General features: G+C 64.9%; 14 protein-coding genes. 9 read left to right on the top strand and 5 right to left on the bottom strand.

Going from position 1 to position 17,617, the window contains the following annotated elements:
• Positions 1-246: 246 nt before the first annotated feature.
• The 5 genes from proS (at position 247) to dnaE (ending at position 7,993) form a co-directional block, all read left to right on the top strand.
• Positions 247-1,560 carry a proline--tRNA ligase gene (gene proS, locus BSL82_RS06495; protein WP_072596553.1) on the top strand — a complete coding sequence of 438 codons (1,314 nt, stop codon included), beginning with the start codon at positions 247-249 and terminating at the stop codon, positions 1,558-1,560.
• A gap of 145 nt (positions 1,561-1,705) precedes the next feature.
• Positions 1,706-2,959, top strand: a complete 1,254-nt coding sequence (locus BSL82_RS06490; RefSeq protein ID WP_072596552.1) for a lipoprotein-releasing ABC transporter permease subunit — start codon at positions 1,706-1,708, stop codon at positions 2,957-2,959.
• Complete coding sequence (locus BSL82_RS06485) at positions 2,952-3,623, top strand: ABC transporter ATP-binding protein (protein ID WP_072596551.1); 672 nt, start codon at positions 2,952-2,954, stop codon at positions 3,621-3,623. Before BSL82_RS06490 ends, BSL82_RS06485 begins: the two co-directional genes overlap by 8 nt.
• Before the next feature lie 43 nt (positions 3,624-3,666).
• Positions 3,667-4,317: a hypothetical protein gene (locus BSL82_RS06480; protein WP_158010725.1), complete on the top strand. Its 651-nt coding sequence runs from the start codon at positions 3,667-3,669 to the stop codon at positions 4,315-4,317.
• 190 nt (positions 4,318-4,507) lie between these two features.
• The gene (gene dnaE, locus BSL82_RS06475; RefSeq protein WP_072596549.1) at positions 4,508-7,993 is read left to right on the top strand and encodes a DNA polymerase III subunit alpha; all 3,486 of its coding nucleotides are present in this window, start codon (positions 4,508-4,510) and stop codon (positions 7,991-7,993) included.
• 12 nt (positions 7,994-8,005) lie between these two features.
• Here the strand turns inward: dnaE and BSL82_RS06470 are convergent, their stop codons facing one another.
• From BSL82_RS06470 to BSL82_RS06450, 5 genes are read right to left on the bottom strand one after another with little or no spacing between them, the layout of a single operon-like run.
• Positions 8,006-8,302, bottom strand: a complete 297-nt coding sequence (locus BSL82_RS06470) for a hypothetical protein (RefSeq protein WP_072596548.1) — start codon at positions 8,300-8,302, stop codon at positions 8,006-8,008.
• Between the two features lie 29 nt (positions 8,303-8,331).
• Positions 8,332-9,408: a PA0069 family radical SAM protein gene (locus BSL82_RS06465; protein ID WP_072596547.1), complete on the bottom strand. Its 1,077-nt coding sequence runs from the start codon at positions 9,406-9,408 to the stop codon at positions 8,332-8,334.
• Positions 9,409-9,439: 31 nt separating this feature from the next.
• Complete coding sequence (gene moaB / locus BSL82_RS06460; protein ID WP_072596546.1) at positions 9,440-9,979, bottom strand: molybdenum cofactor biosynthesis protein B; 540 nt, start codon at positions 9,977-9,979, stop codon at positions 9,440-9,442.
• On the bottom strand, positions 9,969-11,753 hold the full coding sequence (locus BSL82_RS06455; protein WP_083579078.1) for a lytic transglycosylase domain-containing protein: 1,785 nt from the start codon (positions 11,751-11,753) through the stop codon (positions 9,969-9,971). Before BSL82_RS06455 ends, moaB begins: the two co-directional genes overlap by 11 nt.
• Complete coding sequence (locus BSL82_RS06450) at positions 11,753-12,394, bottom strand: uracil-DNA glycosylase family protein (protein WP_072596545.1); 642 nt, start codon at positions 12,392-12,394, stop codon at positions 11,753-11,755. Before BSL82_RS06450 ends, BSL82_RS06455 begins: the two co-directional genes overlap by 1 nt.
• 112 nt (positions 12,395-12,506) lie before the next feature.
• Here BSL82_RS06450 and BSL82_RS06445 point away from each other — a divergent pair, with 112 nt between their 5' ends.
• From BSL82_RS06445 to BSL82_RS06430, 4 genes are all read left to right on the top strand, one after another.
• The gene (locus tag BSL82_RS06445) at positions 12,507-14,159 is read left to right on the top strand and encodes an electron transfer flavoprotein-ubiquinone oxidoreductase (protein ID WP_072596544.1); all 1,653 of its coding nucleotides are present in this window, start codon (positions 12,507-12,509) and stop codon (positions 14,157-14,159) included.
• Between the two features lie 13 nt (positions 14,160-14,172).
• Positions 14,173-15,795: a tetratricopeptide repeat protein gene (locus BSL82_RS06440; RefSeq protein WP_083579077.1), complete on the top strand. Its 1,623-nt coding sequence runs from the start codon at positions 14,173-14,175 to the stop codon at positions 15,793-15,795.
• The gene (locus BSL82_RS06435; RefSeq protein WP_072596543.1) at positions 15,792-16,634 is read left to right on the top strand and encodes a 4-(cytidine 5'-diphospho)-2-C-methyl-D-erythritol kinase; all 843 of its coding nucleotides are present in this window, start codon (positions 15,792-15,794) and stop codon (positions 16,632-16,634) included. The genes BSL82_RS06440 and BSL82_RS06435 overlap by 4 nt, the downstream gene beginning before the upstream one ends.
• A 249-nt stretch (positions 16,635-16,883) precedes the next feature.
• Positions 16,884-17,615: an N-formylglutamate amidohydrolase gene (locus BSL82_RS06430; RefSeq protein ID WP_072596542.1), complete on the top strand. Its 732-nt coding sequence runs from the start codon at positions 16,884-16,886 to the stop codon at positions 17,613-17,615.
• Positions 17,616-17,617 lie beyond the last annotated feature (2 nt).

Below are 17,617 nucleotides of genomic sequence, written 5' to 3'. Positions count from 1 at the left end.
TTCTGTTCGGTTCCGTGGAACCGCGAGCTGCGATCTGTCCCCCCTGAACCGTGGCCAGCGAGCCAAGCTTCAGAGATCGCCACGCTAGGAGCGATGGGCCGATTTGTCATCCCGCCAACCCGGCAAAGGTAAATTAAACGCACCCCCTGTGGTCAGAATGCAACATACGCCGCGCGCGCCCCGGCGTTGCCAAAGCGGGCCGCCGTGCTAGATGCGGGAAACATCATTTTCAGAAAAAAGCGATCCATGCGCCTTTCCAGACACTTCCTCCCCGTTTCCAGGGAAACCCCGGCCGACGCGCAGATCGTCAGCCACCAGCTGATGCTTCGCGCCGGGCTCATCCGCCAGACTGCCGCCGGCATCTATGCGTGGCTGCCCGCCGGTCACCGCGTGCTGCGGAAGATCGAGCAGATCGTGCGGGAGGAACAGGACCGCGCGGGCGCGATCGAGCTGCTGATGCCGACGGTCCAGTCTGCCGATCTCTGGCGCGAAAGCGGGCGCTATGACGCCTATGGCCCTGAAATGCTCCGCTTCAAGGACCGCCACGAGCGGGAGATGCTGTACGGCCCGACGGCAGAGGAAGTGATCACCGCGATCTTCCGCGATTCCGCCAGAAGCTATCGCGACCTGCCGCGCACGCTCTACAACATCCAGTGGAAGTTCCGCGACGAGGTGCGCCCCCGCTTCGGCGTGATGCGCGGACGCGAGTTTTTGATGAAGGACGCCTACAGCTTCGATCTGGACGAGGCAGGCGCGCGCCACAGCTACAACCGCATGTTCGTCGCCTATCTGCGCACCTATGCCCGCATGGGCCTGTCGGCGATCCCGATGCAGGCCGACACCGGTCCCATCGGCGGCGATCTGAGCCATGAGTTCATCGTGCTGGCGCCCACCGGGGAGAGCGAGGTCTTCTACCACCGCAACTGGGAGCAGCTTCGGTCGCTGGACGTGGATGCGGACGATCCGGCCGCGCTTCAGGCGTTCGTGTCGGGGCTGACCGCCGACTATGCGGCCACCGACGAAAAGCGGGATCCTGCGCGCGAGGCCGCGGCTGGCGATGCGCTGCGCCAGTCGCGAGGCATCGAGGTGGGGCACATCTTCTTCTTCGGCACCAAATATTCCGCCGCCATGGGCATGACGGTGCAGGGGCCGGACGGAAGCGCGATCACGCCCCAGATGGGGAGCTACGGCATCGGCGTGTCGCGGCTGATGGGCGCGATCATCGAGGCGAATCACGACGCGAACGGAATCATCTGGCCGGAATCGGTCGCGCCCTATCAGGTGGCGCTGATCAACCTGCGCGCCGATGACGCGGCCTGCGCGGCGGCCGCCGACGAAATCTACGCAAAGCTGATGGCGGCGGGCAAGGACACGCTCTATGACGACCGAGACGAGCGGGGCGGCGCGAAATTCGCCACTGCCGACCTGCTGGGCCTGCCCTGGCAGCTTGTGATCGGGCCGAAGGGGCTTGCCTCCGGCGTTGTCGAGATGAAGAACCGCCGCACCGGCGAGAAGGCGGAACTGTCGCCGGAATCCGCGCTTGCGAGGCTCATCGGGTGATCCCTTTAACCGTCATTCCCGCGAAGGCGGGAATCCATGAACGCCTATGTCCTGAGATGATGGACGCAGGATTGCCGTATTCATACGAAGCCGTGTTCATGGATTCCCGCCTTCGCGGGAATGACGAAATTGAGGCGTCGGCGCGATGATGCTGTCCCGTTATGAACGGATGATCGCCAAGCGCTACCTTGTCCCCGGCGGGCAGGGCGAAGGCTTCATCTTCCTCGTCGCCTCGATCAGCCTTGTGGCCGTGATGCTGGGCGTCGCCGCGCTCATCGCCGTGATGTCGGTGATGAACGGCTTTCGGGCCGAACTGTTCGACAAGATCATCGGCCTCAACGGCCATGCGGTGGTGCAGGGCTATGGCGGACGGCTGGACGACTGGCGGGAGGTGCGCAAGCAGGCGCTGGCCACGCCGGGCGTCACCGAGGCGCTGCCGCTGATCGAGCAGCCGCTGATGGCCTCGTTCGGCGGGCGGGTGGAAGGCGTGCTGGTGCGCGGCATGGAGATGGACGACATCCGCACCAATCCCACGCTCAACGAAAAGGTCATCGACGGCAGGTTGCGCAACCTTGCGCCCGACCGGCCCGTTGTCGCCATCGGCGTCCGGCTGGCGGAGGCGCTTGGCGCGACCGTCGGCTCGTCGATCAGCCTCATCAGCCCGCAGGGGCAGGTCACGCCTTTCGGCACCGCGCCGCGGATCGTCAGCTATGAGGTCGGCGCGATCTTCGAGGTCGGCGTCTACGACTATGACAAGGCGTTCGTCATCATGCCGATGGAGCAGGCGCAGACGCTGCTGATGCTGGGCGATGCGGTCGGCATGATCGAGGTGATGACCACCGACGCCGACAATGTGCGGCAGATACTCGCGCCCCTGGCAGACAAGGTGACGGGCAGGGCGGTCGTCACCGACTGGCAGACGATGAACGCCTCGTTGTTCGACGCGCTGAAGGTGGAGCGGGTCGTCATGTTCTGGGTGCTGTCGATCATCATATTGGTGGCGGTGTTCAACATCCTGTCGTCGCTCATCATGCTGGTGCGCGCCAAGACGAAGGACATCGCGATCCTGAGGACGATGGGCGCCAGCCGCATCGCGATGATGCGCATCTTCATGACCGTGGGCACGCTGATCGGCGCGCTCGGCATCGTCGCCGGGCTGATCCTGGGCTTTGCGATCCTCTATTTCCGCCAGTCGATCGTGGGCGGCATCGGCTTCATCACCGGGCAGAACCTGTGGGACCCGTCGATCCGTTATCTGACCGAACTTCCGGCCAAGACCGATCCGGTCGAAGTCGTCGCGATCGTCGTCATGGCGATGGTGCTTTCCTTCCTCGCCACGCTCTATCCCGCGTGGAAGGCGGCGAGTACCGATCCCGTACAGGTGCTGCGCTATGAGTGACGTGCTCCAGATCCGCAATTTGAAGCGCAGCTTCACCCAGGGCGGGCAGACCATCCATGTGCTACGCGGCGTCGACCTGACGGTGAAGGCGGGGGAGATTGTCGCGCTGCTGGGGCCGTCCGGCTCCGGCAAGTCCACGATGCTCCAGGCGGTCGGGTTGCTGGAAGGCGGGTTCGAAGGCGAAATCGTCATCGACGGCGAGCACTGCGAGCGGTTGGACAGCGGCGACCGCACCCGTGTGCGGCGCGAAAAGCTGGGGTTCGTCTATCAGTTCCACCATCTGCTGCCCGATTTCACTGCGGCCGAGAATGTGCTGCTGCCCCAGTTGGTCCGCGACACCGATCCGGCGGATGCGGGGCTGAGGGCAAAGCAGCTTCTGGCTGGCCTTGGCCTCGGCCATCGCCTCGACCACCGCCCGTCGCAGCTTTCCGGGGGCGAGCAGCAGCGCGTCGCCGTCGCCCGCGCGCTCGCCAACCGGCCGGTGCTGGTGCTTGCCGACGAGCCGACCGGCAACCTCGACGAGCACACCGCCGATGTGGTGCTCACCGAGTTCCTGCGGCTGGTGCGGGAGCATAATTCGGCCGCTCTCGTCGCCACCCACAATCAAAGGCTTGCGGCGCAGATGGATCGGGTGATCCGGCTCCATGACGGGCGGTTGGAGTAGGCCTATTTGTTGTTAGTTGGGTAAGGTTGCTCGAAAGCGCTGCATGGATTTTCGGTCCATCTCTATCGTTGCAGTTATGAGTGCTGCACTCATCGTATTGAAGCGATCGCGTGATAAGATGGCGGTGATGGCACGCTATTTGCCGCCTAGCCGGACACCCACCCCGCACGAATTGATAACCTATAGCGATTCGTTTGTTTATTGCCCCGGCAGGCCAACGGGATATGCCGGCTATACCGATTACACCGCCATGGCCTGCGAGATGAATGACTGCTTGGTCGGTTATTCGCCTCAGGAACAATTTCAATTCGTGGGATTTGGAATGGGTTTTCTCCAATCAGCATTGCAGCGAGCCGATATATCGTCTCGTGATGAGAAATGTTTCATCACGGTGCACGATGCGTCGGAGGATGATGAACTTCGTATTGGCTGGTTGAACCTGATGCAGAAGATCGGGGTCGATAACGCACCGGCTTCCAGCGCGAACTTGAGCAATGCTATTTTAGCGGCCGCCAGACATATGCAAAAAGATGGGCCGTATATGATGAAGTTTTGGGACAAGTTTCATAGCAAAGAGGCGGAGAGCGTTACAAAAAGTGGTACGTCGCCCGAGAACCTTGAGGCGCTCGTCGAACTAATGGGTCAATTGGAAGAGCGTGGGAGGCAATTAGCCTTGGGTGCTCGTATATCTTAGCGCTCGGGCGCTGCCCTTCCTTCGTCATTCCCGCGAAGGCGGGAATCCATGAACGCCTAGGTCTTGAGATGATGGACGCAGGATTGCCGTATTCATACGAAGCCGTGTTCATGGATTCCCGCCTTCGCGGGAATGACGTTAGGGCGAGGAATCGGTCGCCAAGCTGGTTCTGACACCCTAAAGTCCCGCCATGCCCCATGCCGATTTCGTGCCGCTCCGTGTCTTTTCCTCATACACCATGCTGGAAGGCGCGATCGACCCGAAGGTGCTTGCCAAGCACGCGCGCAAGCTCGGTTTTCCTGCGTGTGCGATCACCGACAGGAACGGCCTTTACGGCTCCATGGCCTTTTCGGAAGCGGCGATGGGTGCCGGCGTGCAGCCCGTCATCGGCAGCCTGCTTGCAGTCGCGCGTCCGGGAAGCGGGGCGGACGGCAAGCCGCCCGTCATAGACTGGCTGGCGCTCTATGCGCAGGACGAAAAGGGCTATGACAATCTGTGCGCGCTTGTGTCGTCGGCCCATCTCAACCGGCCGGTGCACGAAGCGCCGCACGTCGCGCTCCATGCGCTTGCAGGGCGCACCGATGGGCTGATCGCGCTCTCCGCCGGGCGCGCGGGGGCCGTAACCCAGCTTCTGGCGGACGGGCAGGCGACCGCCGCAACGGCCTATCTGGACCAGCTTCAGCAGCTGTTCCCGAACCGGCTCTATGTCGAGATCGTGCGCCGTGACGATCCGGTGGAAACGGCCGCCGAAAACGCGCTGATCGACCTTGCCTATGCCCGCGACCTGCCGTTGGTCGCGACCAATCCGGTCTGTTACGCCGAGCCGGATTTCCATGCCGCGCATGACGCGATGCTCTGCATCGCCGACAGCGCCTATGTGGAATCGAACGATCGCCGCACCTCGTGCTCCCATGCCTGGATGAAGCCCGCCGAGGAGATGGTCCGGCTGTTTGAGGATTTGCCGGAAGCGATCCGGAACACGCTGGTGGTGGCGCAGCGCTGCGCGGTGGCCGCGCCGAAGCGCAAGCCGATCCTCCCCAGCCTTGCCGGCGACCGCGAGGCGGAGGCGCGGATGCTGGCGGAAGAGGCGCGGGCGGGGCTTGCCCGCCGCCTCGATGCGGCCAGCATTCCCGAGCATGAGCGCGGCCCCTATCAGGAGCGGCTCGCGTTCGAGATCGACGTCATCACCCGCATGGGTTTTCCCGGCTATTTCCTGATCGTCGCCGAGTTCATCCAATGGGCGAAGTCGCAGGGCATTCCGGTGGGGCCGGGGCGCGGATCGGGCGCTGGTTCGCTCGTCGCCTGGGCGCTGACGATCACCGATCTCGATCCACTGAAGCTGGGCCTGCTGTTCGAGCGGTTCCTCAACCCCGAGCGCGTGTCGATGCCCGACTTCGACATCGATTTCTGCGAAACCCGGCGCGACGAGGTGATCCGCCACGTCCAGGAAAAGTACGGGCACGATCATGTCGCCCAGATCATCACCTTCGGAAAACTGAAGGCCCGCGCCGTGCTGAAGGACACCGGGCGCGTCCTTCAGATGAGCTATGGGCAGGTGGACAGGCTCGCCAAGCTGATCCCCAACCACCCGACCGATCCGTGGACGCTGGACCGCACGCTGAACGGCGTCAGCGAATTCGTGGCGGAATACAAGCGGGACGAGGAGGTGAAGCGCCTCGTCGACCTTGCAATGAAGCTGGAAGGTTTTCCGCGTCACAGCTCCACCCATGCAGCGGGCGTGGTGATCGGCGACCGTCCGCTGGCGCAGCTTGTACCGCTCTACCGCGATCCGCGATCCGACATGCCGGTGACCCAGTTCGACATGAAATATGTCGAGGCGGCGGGGTTGGTGAAGTTCGATTTTCTGGGCCTGAAGACGCTGTCCGTCCTCCAGCGCGCGGTGGACCTGCTTGCCGAGCGCGGTATCAGCCTCGATCTGGCGGCGCTGCCCTGGGATGACCCCAAGGTCTATGAGCTGCTCCAGCGCGGCGAGACTGTGGGCGTGTTCCAGCTGGAATCCGAAGGCATGCGCCGCACGCTGTCGGCGGTGAAGCCCACCTGCTTTGAAGACATCATCGCGCTGGTGTCGCTCTACCGCCCCGGCCCGATGGACAATATCCCGACCTTCGGCGCGCGCAAGAACGGACGGGAGAAGATCGAATATCCGCATCCGCTGCTGGAGACGGTGCTGAGCGAGACCTACGGCATCTTCGTCTATCAGGAACAGGTGATGCAGGCCGCCCAGATACTGGCGGGCTATTCGCTTGGCGAAGCCGATCTGCTGCGCCGCGCGATGGGCAAAAAGATTCAGGCGGAGATGGACGCCCAGCGGTCGCGCTTCGTGCAAGGCTGCGCCGACCAGCAGATCAGCGAGGCGAAGGCGAACGAACTGTTCGACTTGATCGACAAGTTCGCGGGCTATGGCTTCAACAAGAGCCACGCCGCCGCCTATGCGCTGGTCGCCTATCACACCGCCTGGCTGAAGGCGCATCACCCGGTGGAGTTCTTCGCCGCCTCCATGGCCTATGACATCGCGCTCACCGACAAGTTGTCGGTCTTCGTGGACGATATGCGGCGGCTGAACGTGCGCTGCCTGCCGCCCTGCGTGAACCGGAGCGGCCCGGATTTCACCGTGGAGCAGGACGCGGAGGGGCTTGCCGTCCGCTATGCGCTGGGCGCGCTGAAGGGCGTTGGCGAAAAGGCCATGGGCGATCTTGTGGCGGCGCGGGAGCGGGGCGGGCCGTTCACGAGCCTTGACGATTTCGCCGGGCGGATCGATCCGCGCCAGCTCAACAAGCGGCAGCTTGAAAGCCTGGCGGGCGCGGGCGCGTTCGATTGCATCACGCCCGACAGGGCCAGTGTCCATGCCTCGGCCGAAACGATCATGGGCCATGCGTCCGCCGCCGCCGATCAGCGCGAGAGTGGGCAGCACGCCCTGTTCGGAGACGGCGGGGCGGGGCTTGCGCCGATAAGGCTGGCGGCTGTCAGTCCCTGGTCGCTGTCAGAGCGAATGACTCAGGAAAAGGATGCCTTCGGTTTTTATCTGTCCGCGCATCCGGTGGACCGCTACCGGCATCTGCTTGCCGCCAATGGGGTGCGCAGCTTTGCGGCACTTGCCGAAGCGGGCGGGCCGGTGGGCGGGGGCCGCACCAGCGCCTCCATGGCGGCACTTGTCGAGGAGGCGCGCTGGCGCACTTCGGCCAGTGGAAAGCGCTATCTGCTTGCGACCTGCTCGGACGAATCCGGCCAGTTCATCGCCAGTATCTTTGACGACGACGCGCAGGAAGCGGTGGAAGCGGCCGCCCGTGACGGCGAATGCGCGCTGCTGTCGGTCGAGCTTCTGTGGCGGCCCGAGGAGGATACGCCGCGCGTGACGATCAGGGGCCTGAGCCTGCTCGACAGCCTGTCCAGGCGGACGCGGATCAACCTTGAGGTTGTGATTGCCGATGCCGCCGCGCTGCCTGCGCTCTCCGACGAGCTTGAGCCCCTGCGCGGCGGGCGCGGCGAGGTGATGCTGCGCCTTTCCGACGGGACCATTGAAGCGGTGCTGAACCTTGGCCGCAAATATGTGCTGGACGCGGAAGTCGCCGCGCGGCTGGAATATGTAAAGGGCGTGTCGTCGGTGATGCTCAAGGCCGACGAGCAGCCAAGGCTGGCGCTGGTGTCCAACGCCTGATTCCGCCGCCGGTCAGAAGATACCGACCGCGCCTTCCGCCCAGATGATCAGCACCGCCGCCACGATGACGCTGCCTACGATGATCCGGTATTTCCTGTCGGCCATTCGCCGCGCGGCCAGTTCATAGAGGATATTGGCGCCGACCAGCAGAATGCCTGCGACGGCGAAATCTGCTGCTGTCCAGGCGACCTCATCGGTCCATTGCATCGCCAAGAACGGCAGTACGAGAATCGCCGCTATCGCGATCCACCGTGCGCGCCACCAGAAGTTTGCGCCTTCCGGCCCGCGATGCTCAATTGGGTTCGTCATCCTCTTCTTCCCTAGATGGGAATATCCTATCAGAACAAACGCATCTGGTCGCCCTCCGGCGGGCGAAACAGGTCCGTCCGCAGAACGGTCATTTCCTTGCCAAGGCCCAGCTTGCGGCAGGCGATGTTGAAGCGGGTGCGCATCAGATCCACCCACGGGCCTTGCCCGCGCATGCGGGTGAAGAAATCCGGGTCGTTGTCGCGCCCGCCCCGGATCGACTGGATGATGTGCATCACCTTGCCCGCCCTGGCCGGGAAATGCGCGTCCAGCCAGGCGCGGAACAATGGCGCGACTTCATGGGGAAGGCGGACGGGCAGGAAAGACGCCCCCTTAGCGCCTGCCTCCGCCGCGCGCTCCAGAATATGCTCGATCTCATGGTCGGTGATCGCGGGCACGACCGGCGCGATTGACACATGGACGGGAACACCGGCGTCAGCCAGCGCGCGAACCGCAGCGAGCCGTTTTTCCGGCCTTGGTGCGCGCGGCTCCAGCGTGCGGGCGATCTCGGGGGTGAGCGATGTGATGGAAATCATCACCGACACGAGCTGTCGCGCTGCCATCGGGGCGAGAATGTCGAGGACGCTCGTCACCCTGTCCGATTTGGTGGTGATGGTGAAGGGGTGGCTGCATTCGGCCAGCACCTCCATGCAGGCGCGCGCCACCCTCCATTTCGCCTCGATCGGCTGGAACGGGTCGGTGTTGGTGCCAAAGGCGATAGGGCGAACCTCATAGCCCTTTTTCGCAAGCTCCTTTTTCAGCAGCTCCGGCGCGGTTGGCTTGGCGAACAGCTTCGTCTCGAAATCCAGGCCGGGCGACAAGTCGTGATAGGCATGGGTCGGCCGTGCAAAGCAGTAGATGCAGCCATGCTCGCAGCCGCGATAGGGGTTGATCGAGCGATCGAAACCGATGTCGGGCGAATTGTTGCGGGTGATGATCGTGCGCGGCCGTTCCACCGTGACGCTGGTCCGGAGCGGCGGCGGCGCGTCATCCAGCGCCTCCCGCGCGTCAAGCCACTCGCCGTCCACCTCCCGCGCGGGAAGGTTGAAGCGCGCGCTCAACGCATTTTGGGTGGCGCCGCGTGCGGGAGGGGGCGGGGGCTTGGGCACCCCGACATGCTGCGCTCAATAATAGAACAAATCAAGAACGATCTTCATGCTCGCGCAGGCGGGGCATCAGTTCCACGAAGTTGCAGGGCCGGTGCCTGCTGTCGAGCTGGGCGGCCAATATGCCGTCCCATCCGTCCTTCACCGCGCCGGTCGATCCCGGCAGGGCGAACAGATAGGTGCCCCGCGCGACCCCCGCGCAGGCGCGCGACTGAATGGTGGAGGTGCCGATCGACTGATAGGACAGCCAGCGGAACAGCTCGCCGAAACCGGGAATGTCCTTGTCCCACACGCGGGCGAACGCCTCCGGCGTGACATCGCGTCCCGTCACGCCCGTGCCGCCGGTGGAGATGACGCAATCGATCTGCTCGTCATCGATCCAGCGGTGAAGCTGGGCGACGATCAGGTCCGCGTCGTCAGGCACGATCGACCGGTCGGCGAGGATGTGACCGGCATCGACCAGCCGCTGGGCCAGCGTATCGCCCGAGCGGTCGTCGTGCAGCTGTCGCGTGTCGGACACCGTCAGCACCGCTATTCGGACGGGCTTGAACGGGAGCTGTTCGTCAATTGGCACTTGCTACGGGCCTCACAGGGTCGACACGGATCGCGGACTGGCCGGAAAGGCCGGGAAAACGCGGCCACATGCCCTGCGCCAGCGCATCCAGGCTTTCGGCGTCCGCGCCATCCCCCTGTTGATACATCCAATAGTTCCGCAGCACCACCTCCACATAATGGCGCGTCTCCACGAAGGGGATCGATTCGATGAACAGCAGCGGGTCGTTTCCGTCGCGCAGTTCCTCGTTCCACTTCTTCACCGATCCAGGCCCGGCATTATAGGCGGCGATCACCTTGGGCAGCAGCCCGCCGGTCCAGGGCGAATCGCGCAGCTCCTCCAGATAGGTCTGGCCGAACTCGATGTTGAACGACGGGTCGGCGAGGCTGGATTCATCGGACGGCAGGGACGATGTTCCGGCGATCTGCCGCGCGGTGCCCGGCATCAGCTGCATCACGCCGCGCGCGCCTGCGTGAGAGCGTGCGTCGGTCACGAAGCGGCTTTCCTGAAGCGCATGGGCATAGACCAGCGATCGGTCCACTCGCCACCCGCGCGACGGCGCCCACTCCGGCGCAGGATAGCGGCTGAAAATGGGCGGGGTGACTCCGGCGGGCGCATTGTGGGAAAGCCAGAATTGCGTGGCCGGCAGATTGAGCTTGGCCGCCAGATAGGTGAGCGCCACATGATTTTGGGCAGGGCCGATCATGGCGAGGTGGCGCAGTTCGCGGTCGGCAAGGCCCAGTTCGCCAATCTCGACCAGCGCTGCGGCGCGGCGCGCGCCCGGCAGCTGATCGACATGCTTCCAGTCCGCCAGAAGAAAGTCGGGCTTCGGCGTGCGCGGCGGCGGCTCGATGCCGAGCGAGCGCCGCGCGAGAAGACCGTAGAAGCTGTCGACATGGCGGGCGGCTGATCGCAGGCGGGGCGACACCAGATCGGGCCGTCCCGATGCAATGAACGCGCGGGCGGCCCAGAAATGCCCCGCCGCGGCAAGGTCGCCGCTGTGGGCGTTGCTCGCCACGCTCGAAAAATATCTCGCCGCCAGCGCATATTGGCGGCTGCGGAAAGCGGAGAGGCCCGCCACCCAGTTGGCCATCGCCGACCATTCGCCCCCGTCTCCGGCCGCCTTCTGCGCCAGCACAAGCGCCCGCCGGTCGTCGCCCGCATTATACCAGGCCCAGGCGATCCGCTGGGTCCATTGCGTCCGGCTTTCGCTGTCGAGCGAGGTCCGCTCAAGAAGGTCGGCCGCCTCGGCGACACGATTGGCCATCAAAAGAGGCCGGACATGTGCTGCAAAGGCGGCGGTGGCCGCATCGGCACGGGCCGGACGCGGCTTTTCGCGCCCCGCGCCACCCACGCGCTGCAAGCCCCGGCGCGGAGGAAGCGCCGGAACATCCTGCACCCCCGCTCGATGCGCGAGCGCCGCTATGCGCTCTGCCTGTGGCAAGGCGATGTTCGTGGATAGCCACCCCGACAACGCGCCCGCCGATGCACTGGGGCTTCCGGCCGCAAGCCAAAGCTCGGCCCAGCCGGTGCCGGTGAGCAGCCCGTTCGAAGGCATTGTGTTGAGCGCGGCGGCGGCGGCGGCGAACTGGTTCCCCCTGATAAGGGTGAAGATGCGGCGATAGGCGGCGCGTTGCGCCGGAGTCATCTGGTCGGGCATCCGGCTGTCCACCCGCGCCCTACCGTCGACGATGATCGGTCCGGGGGTCGCGGCCGGCGGCTGCGCACGGTCCGCCGATGCGGGCGACGGAAAGGCGGCGATGCACGCCGCAACGATGGCGAGCTTTTTCATCATCAGGCGATCAGTGTGGCGAACAGCCGCAGATCGGCCCAGGCAAGCGCCTTCATGCGCGGCTGCCGGATAAGGAAATGGGGGGCGAAGGTCGCGACTGCCGAAAGCAGCCTTCCGCCCAATTCGATTTGGTGAACCGTTCCGCGCGCCTGACCCGCCGCCTTGCCGAGCAGCGCCTTTGAAGGTCCGTCGCCAAGCAGCAGGAGCGCGCGCGCGCTCGGAATGGAGACTGGCGGCGGACCGGCTGCGTCAGGTTCGACGCCCCCCGGCAGCCCCAGCCGGAGCAACTCGTCAAGGTTCAGCCCGATCGCGGCCATCATCCGGCCGAGCAGCAGCGCTTCGGAATCACCGAGGATGCGACCCTCTCCGGCGCGCGGGTCGGCTGTCAGCATCAGCGCGACGCCCGCTTCCGCCATCCCCTCTGTGATGATTTTCGGCTCGGGCTCACCGGTTCTTTCGGGCTGCGCGGCCGGGTTGCGCGCGACGACCGGCTCCGGCAGACCCGTATCAGGCGCGGAAAGGGTGGGTTCCTTGAGCCATTTTCCGGGTCGATCGGAGACGACGGTATCGACCCCGGCGTCCATGAGCCAGGCAAGCGCATCCAGCGCTTCGTGGCGCGACCATCTTGCAACCCCGCTCTCCATCGTTATGGACTGACGACATCAGTGTGGTGGTGGTCAACCCCATAATTTGTCTTCTCTGCCGGAATGGTGGGTGCGCACGACAATTGGTCCGGAAAGGGCTGGGAGGATTAGAGTGTCTGAACGTGAATCGATGCCATATGATGTGGTTATTGTCGGCGGCGGCCCGGCCGGCCTTGCCGCCGCGATCCGGCTGAAACAGCTTGCCAATGACGCGGGCGGCGAACTGTCCGTCTGCATTCTTGAAAAAGGCTCCGAGATCGGGGCGCATATCCTTTCGGGCGCGGTGGTCGATCCAAAGGCGCTTGACGAGCTGATCCCGAACTGGCGCGAGCTTGACAGCCCGATGACGGTGCCGGTCACCGAAAATCACCATTGGGTGCTGACGGCGAAGAAGAAGTTCGGCATGCCGCACATCTCCATGCCGCCTTTCATGAACAACAAGGGCTGCTACACCGTGTCGCTCGGCAGCCTGTGCCGCTGGCTGGCGGGGCAAGCAGAGGCGCTTGGCGTGGAGATTTTCCCCGGCTTCGCCGCCGCCGAAGTGCTGTTCAACGAAGACGGCTCGGTCAAGGGCGTGGCGACCGGCGACATGGGCGTCGCGCGCGACGGCAGCCACAAGCCCGATTATCAGCCCGGCATGGAACTGCATGGCAAGTACACGCTTTTCGCGGAGGGTGCGCGCGGGCACCTGACGAAGGAATTGAAGCGCATCTTCAACCTTGAAGCGAACTGTGCTCCGCAAGTCTATGGAATCGGACTGAAAGAATTGTGGGACATCGACCCGGCAAAGCATGTTCCGGGCCGGGTGATCCACACCCAGGGCTGGCCGCTCAGCGACGCATGGGGCGGCGGTTTCCTCTATCACCAGGCCAATGGCCAGGTCGCTCTCGGCTTCGTCGTCGCGCTCGACTACAAGAACCCTTATCTCTCGCCGTTCGAGGAATTCCAGCGCTGGAAGACCCATCCCGCCATCCGCGAGGTGCTGGAAGGCGGCAAGCGCATTTCCTATGGCGCGCGGGCGATCAACGAAGGCGGCTGGCAATCGGTGCCGAAGCTTGCCTTCCCGGGCGGCGCGCTGATCGGCTGCTCGGCCGGTTTCGTCAACGTGCCGCGCATCAAGGGCAGCCACACGGCGATGAAGTCCGGCATGCTTGCGGCCGAAGCCGCCTATGCCGCGGTCGCGGGCGGCTCCGAAGGCCGTGATGAACTGACGGCCTATCCCGACGCGCTGAACAAGAGCTGGGTGGCCAAGGAACTGAAGATGGTCCGCAACGCCGAGCCGGCCGTGGCCAAGTTCGGCGGCACATGGGGCACGCTCTATTCGGGCCTCGACCTGTGGCTGCACCAGATCGGCCTCGGCGTGCCATGGACCTTCGGCCATGAGCCCGACCACAAGCAGATTTCGCGCAAGGACCACGCAAGGCCGATCGAATATCCCAAGCCCGACGGGAAGATCACCTTCGACCGGCTGTCGTCGGTGTTCCTGTCGAACACGAACCATGAGGAAGACCAGCCGGTTCACCTGACCCTGAAGGACGCATCCGTGCCCATCGAGGTCAATCTCGCGCTCTATGACGCTCCGGAGCAGAGATATTGCCCGGCCGGGGTTTACGAAATCGTCGGAACCGAAGAAGGTGACCCGCGTCTGCAGATCAACGCGCAGAACTGCGTCCATTGCAAGACCTGCGACATCAAGGATCCGACGCAGAATATCAATTGGGTGGTGCCTGAAGGTGGCGGTGGGCCGAATTATCCTAACATGTAGCGCCGTTGCGCTGATGGCGCTGGGCGCGCCGCTGTCTGCGGCGGCGGTCCAGCAGGATTTCGGCGCATGGCGCGCCTATATGCGGGGCCGCGTCGCCATCAGCCAGGACAGGTTGGGCGAGGCCGTCCGCCAGTTCCAGACCGCGCTCCAGGCCAGCGAGCACGACCGGATATTGAGGCAGCGCACCTTCGGGCTGGCGCTGCTTTCGGGCGATGAAAAGCTCAGCTTTGAACTGGCCCGGGCGCTTGAAAAGGCAGGTCAGTCCGGCTTCGACACCCGGCTCGTGCTGCTGGCGCAAGCGGTCCAGGACAAGGAGTGGGACAGGGCGGTCGAGATCCGAAACGGGCTCTCGAAGGAAAATCAGCTTCTGTTCGCGCTGCCGGTGATCGATTCCTGGCTTGCCCTTGGCCGTGGCAAGGATGATCCGCTGGCGCCGATCGCGGGCGTGGGCGGTAATGCCCTTGCCGAAAGCTATGCGGCCGAGCATCGCGCCTTCCTGCTCGGGGCGACCGGCAGGACGGACGACGCAATGGCGGCGTTCCAGCCCCTGATCACGGGCGAGACCGGGCGGGCGACGCGTATAAGACTGGTCGCTGCGGCCATGCTGCAACGAAAAGGGCGCAAGGAAGAGGCGGCCGCGCTGTTGACAGGGCGGGATCCGGTCATCCGCGCCGCGCACGCGATGGTTCAGGGGGGCAAGCGGCTGCGCACCGGCATCGCCACGCCTGCCGAGGGAATGGCCGAGCTGTTCGTGCGGTTGGCGGCAGACGCAGGGCGGGACCACACGTCGCAGGCGGGGCTTGTGATTGCGCGGCTGGCGACGTTCCTTGCCCCCCAGAATGCCGAGACCTGGCTCGTGACCGCAAGCCTGCTTGCCGATGACGACAAGCCGCAGGCGGCGCTCGACGCGCTTGCCGGAATATCGCCCACCGATCCTTTCGCGGCGCAGGCGACAGGCTTTCGCATCAGCCTGTTGCAGCGGCTGAACCGGCAGGCCGAGGCGCTCGGCATCGCGCAGGCGGCTGCGGCGGCCGCGGGGGCGGGTGTGCCGGAATGGAGCCAGCTTGGCGATGTCCTGAACATGGCGGAGCTTCATGAAGATGCGGCAAGGGCCTATGCCAGGGCGATCGAACTCACGCCTTCCGACCAGCCCGACTGGCGGCTCTATCTGTTGCGTGGCGGCGCATATGAACGGCTCGGCGACTGGACGCGGGCGGAGCCCGATCTGCGACGGGCGGTCGCGCTTGCCCCTGACGAGGCGGTTGCGCTCAACTATCTAGGCTATGCGCTGCTCGATCGGGGGCTGAAACTGGAAGAGGCGCAACGGCTGATCGAAAATGCCAGCGCCAAGCGGCCCGGCGACGGGGCGATCACCGATTCGCTCGCCTGGGTCCATTACCGGCGGGGCAATTTCGCGCGCGCGATCGATCTGCTGGAACAGGCCGTGCAGCTCGAACCGGCCGAACCGACGATCAACGAACATCTGGGCGACGCCTATTGGCAGGTCGGCCGCAGGTACGAGGCGCGCTATAGCTGGCGGGCGGCAATGGTCGGCGCGGAAGAGGAAGACGTGCTTGCACGACTGCGGCGCAAGATCGACTTCGGCCTCGCCGCCGGGGACGATTCCGCCCAGTGAGGCAGAGCGAAGCCGCGCCTGCAAAGCTCAACCTCGCGCTGCATGTCCGCCGCCGCCGTCCGGACGGCTATCATGAACTCGAGACATTGTTCGCGTTCGTCGCCGACGGTGATGTCGTGGCCGTGGATGAGGGCGAGGCGCTTTCCCTCACCATCGAAGGGCCGATGGCGGACGGTCTCTCTGCGACCGACAATCTGGTGCTGAGCGCCGCAAGGCGGCTTGCGACAAGCGCCAGCATCGCGCCGCGCGCCAGACTGACGCTGACGAAAAACCTGCCGGTCGCAAGCGGGATCGGCGGCGGATCGGCGGATGCGGCGGCAGCACTCCGGCTGCTCAACCACTTCTGGGGCCTGGATTATTCTCTGGGGCGGCTGGCCGAACTGGCCGAGCCGCTGGGGGCAGACGTTCCGGCCTGTGTATACAGCCGCACCATGTGGGGCGGGGGGAAGGGCGAGACGCTTGTTCCCGCGGATGTCGCAGGTCTGAATGACATGCCCGTGCTGCTCGTCAACCCGATGGTTCCGCTCGCCACCGGGCCGGTCTTCGCCGCCTGGGACGGGGTGGACCGGGGTCCGCTCGACAGCCGCCCCGCCATTGATGATCTGGTCCGGGCGCGCAACGATCTTCAGTCGGGCGCGATCTCCCTGTGCCCGCCGATCGCCGATGTGCTGACGGCGCTTGCCGCCTGTGGGGGCGCATTGCTCAGCCGCATGTCCGGCTCCGGCGCGACCTGCTTTGCGCTGTTTGAAAGCGAGGCGGCGCTCCGCCTTGCGCATGATGATCTGGCGGCGCGAGAGCCGGGATGGTGGCTCCTGCCAACCAGGGTTAAGATCGCCTAAACCCTGTTTGCTGCGACTTTCTTTACCCGTTCCTGCGAATCCGGGCCGTGGCGGGTCGTCGTCGCGCCTGGGCGCGGCTCCATCCGTCACAGGCTTCGCACATGCCTTCAGGGCATTGGCAGCTTCAACTGCGGCGGTGGACGCTTGCGTCCCCGCCGCTGTTTTCCCCAAGAGCAGAGATTCAGCGGCTTGCAACCGGCGCTTCTTCATGGAATCGGACTCCGGTCTCCTTGCGGATATTGCTGATCGATGATCGTCGACACTCATGAACTGATCCCCGGCCGCCCCGATTCCGGCCTGCTGATTGTTGCCGACCATGCGTCCAGCCGCGTGCCGGAGGGGCTAGACCTTGGCATATGCCCGACCGTGCTGGACCGGCACGTGGCCATCGACATCGGCGTCGAGCCGCTGGTGCGCCTGCTTGCGGCGCGGCTGGAGGCGACGGCCGTGGTTGCAAGGCTGTCCCGCCTCATCGTCGATTTCAACCGGGAGGAGGACGCGCCCGGCCTTATCCCCCACGTCAGTGACGGCATCGCGATTCCGGGCAATGCGGCCCTCTGTGCGCAGAGGCGGGAGGATCGCCTCATCCGCTATCACCGCGCCTATCATGGCGCGCTTGCAGGACTGGTGGAGGAAAACGCCCCGGCGTTGATCGTCTCGGTCCACAGCTTCACGCCGCGCCTTGAAACCCGCCCGGAAGAACAAAGGCCGTGGCAGGTGGGCGTGCTCTACAACCGCGACGACCAGGCCGCGCGGATCGCCATTCCGATGCTGGAGGCACAGGGCTGGATGGTCGGGGACAACCAGCCCTATTCCGGGCGTGACCTCAACTATACGATGAACCGCCATGCCGAAGGGAACGACATTCCCTATCTGGGGCTGGAGATCAGGCAAGACGGGATCGCCGACCCGGCCGGGGTGGAGCGCTGGGCCACGCATCTGGAGCCGGTGATCCGGTCGGTGCGGGACATGTTTGCCTGAGC

It is taken from the genome of Tardibacter chloracetimidivorans, assembly GCF_001890385.1.
GTDB classification, from domain to species: Bacteria; Pseudomonadota; Alphaproteobacteria; order Sphingomonadales; family Sphingomonadaceae; genus Tardibacter; species Tardibacter chloracetimidivorans.
Note: the sequence above shows the minus strand (reverse complement) of the source record. Positions and strands in the feature narration are given on the sequence as shown.

What these genes read in the sequence shown, in the direction of transcription:
- BSL82_RS06430 (WP_072596542.1), top strand. Translation starts at nt 16,884, where the DNA reads ATGATCGTCGACACTCATGAACTGATCCCCGGCCGCCCCGATTCCGGC.
- BSL82_RS06490 (WP_072596552.1), top strand. Translation starts at nt 1,706, where the DNA reads ATGATGCTGTCCCGTTATGAACGGATGATCGCCAAGCGCTACCTTGTC.
- BSL82_RS06470 (WP_072596548.1), bottom strand. Translation starts at nt 8,302, where the DNA reads ATGACGAACCCAATTGAGCATCGCGGGCCGGAAGGCGCAAACTTCTGG.
- BSL82_RS06480 (WP_158010725.1), top strand. Translation starts at nt 3,667, where the DNA reads ATGGATTTTCGGTCCATCTCTATCGTTGCAGTTATGAGTGCTGCACTC.
- BSL82_RS06440 (WP_083579077.1), top strand. Translation starts at nt 14,173, where the DNA reads ATGGCGCTGGGCGCGCCGCTGTCTGCGGCGGCGGTCCAGCAGGATTTC.
- BSL82_RS06455 (WP_083579078.1), bottom strand. Translation starts at nt 11,753, where the DNA reads ATGATGAAAAAGCTCGCCATCGTTGCGGCGTGCATCGCCGCCTTTCCG.
- BSL82_RS06485 (WP_072596551.1), top strand. Translation starts at nt 2,952, where the DNA reads ATGAGTGACGTGCTCCAGATCCGCAATTTGAAGCGCAGCTTCACCCAG.
- proS (WP_072596553.1), top strand. Translation starts at nt 247, where the DNA reads ATGCGCCTTTCCAGACACTTCCTCCCCGTTTCCAGGGAAACCCCGGCC.
- BSL82_RS06450 (WP_072596545.1), bottom strand. Translation starts at nt 12,394, where the DNA reads ATGGAGAGCGGGGTTGCAAGATGGTCGCGCCACGAAGCGCTGGATGCG.
- dnaE (WP_072596549.1), top strand. Translation starts at nt 4,508, where the DNA reads ATGCCCCATGCCGATTTCGTGCCGCTCCGTGTCTTTTCCTCATACACC.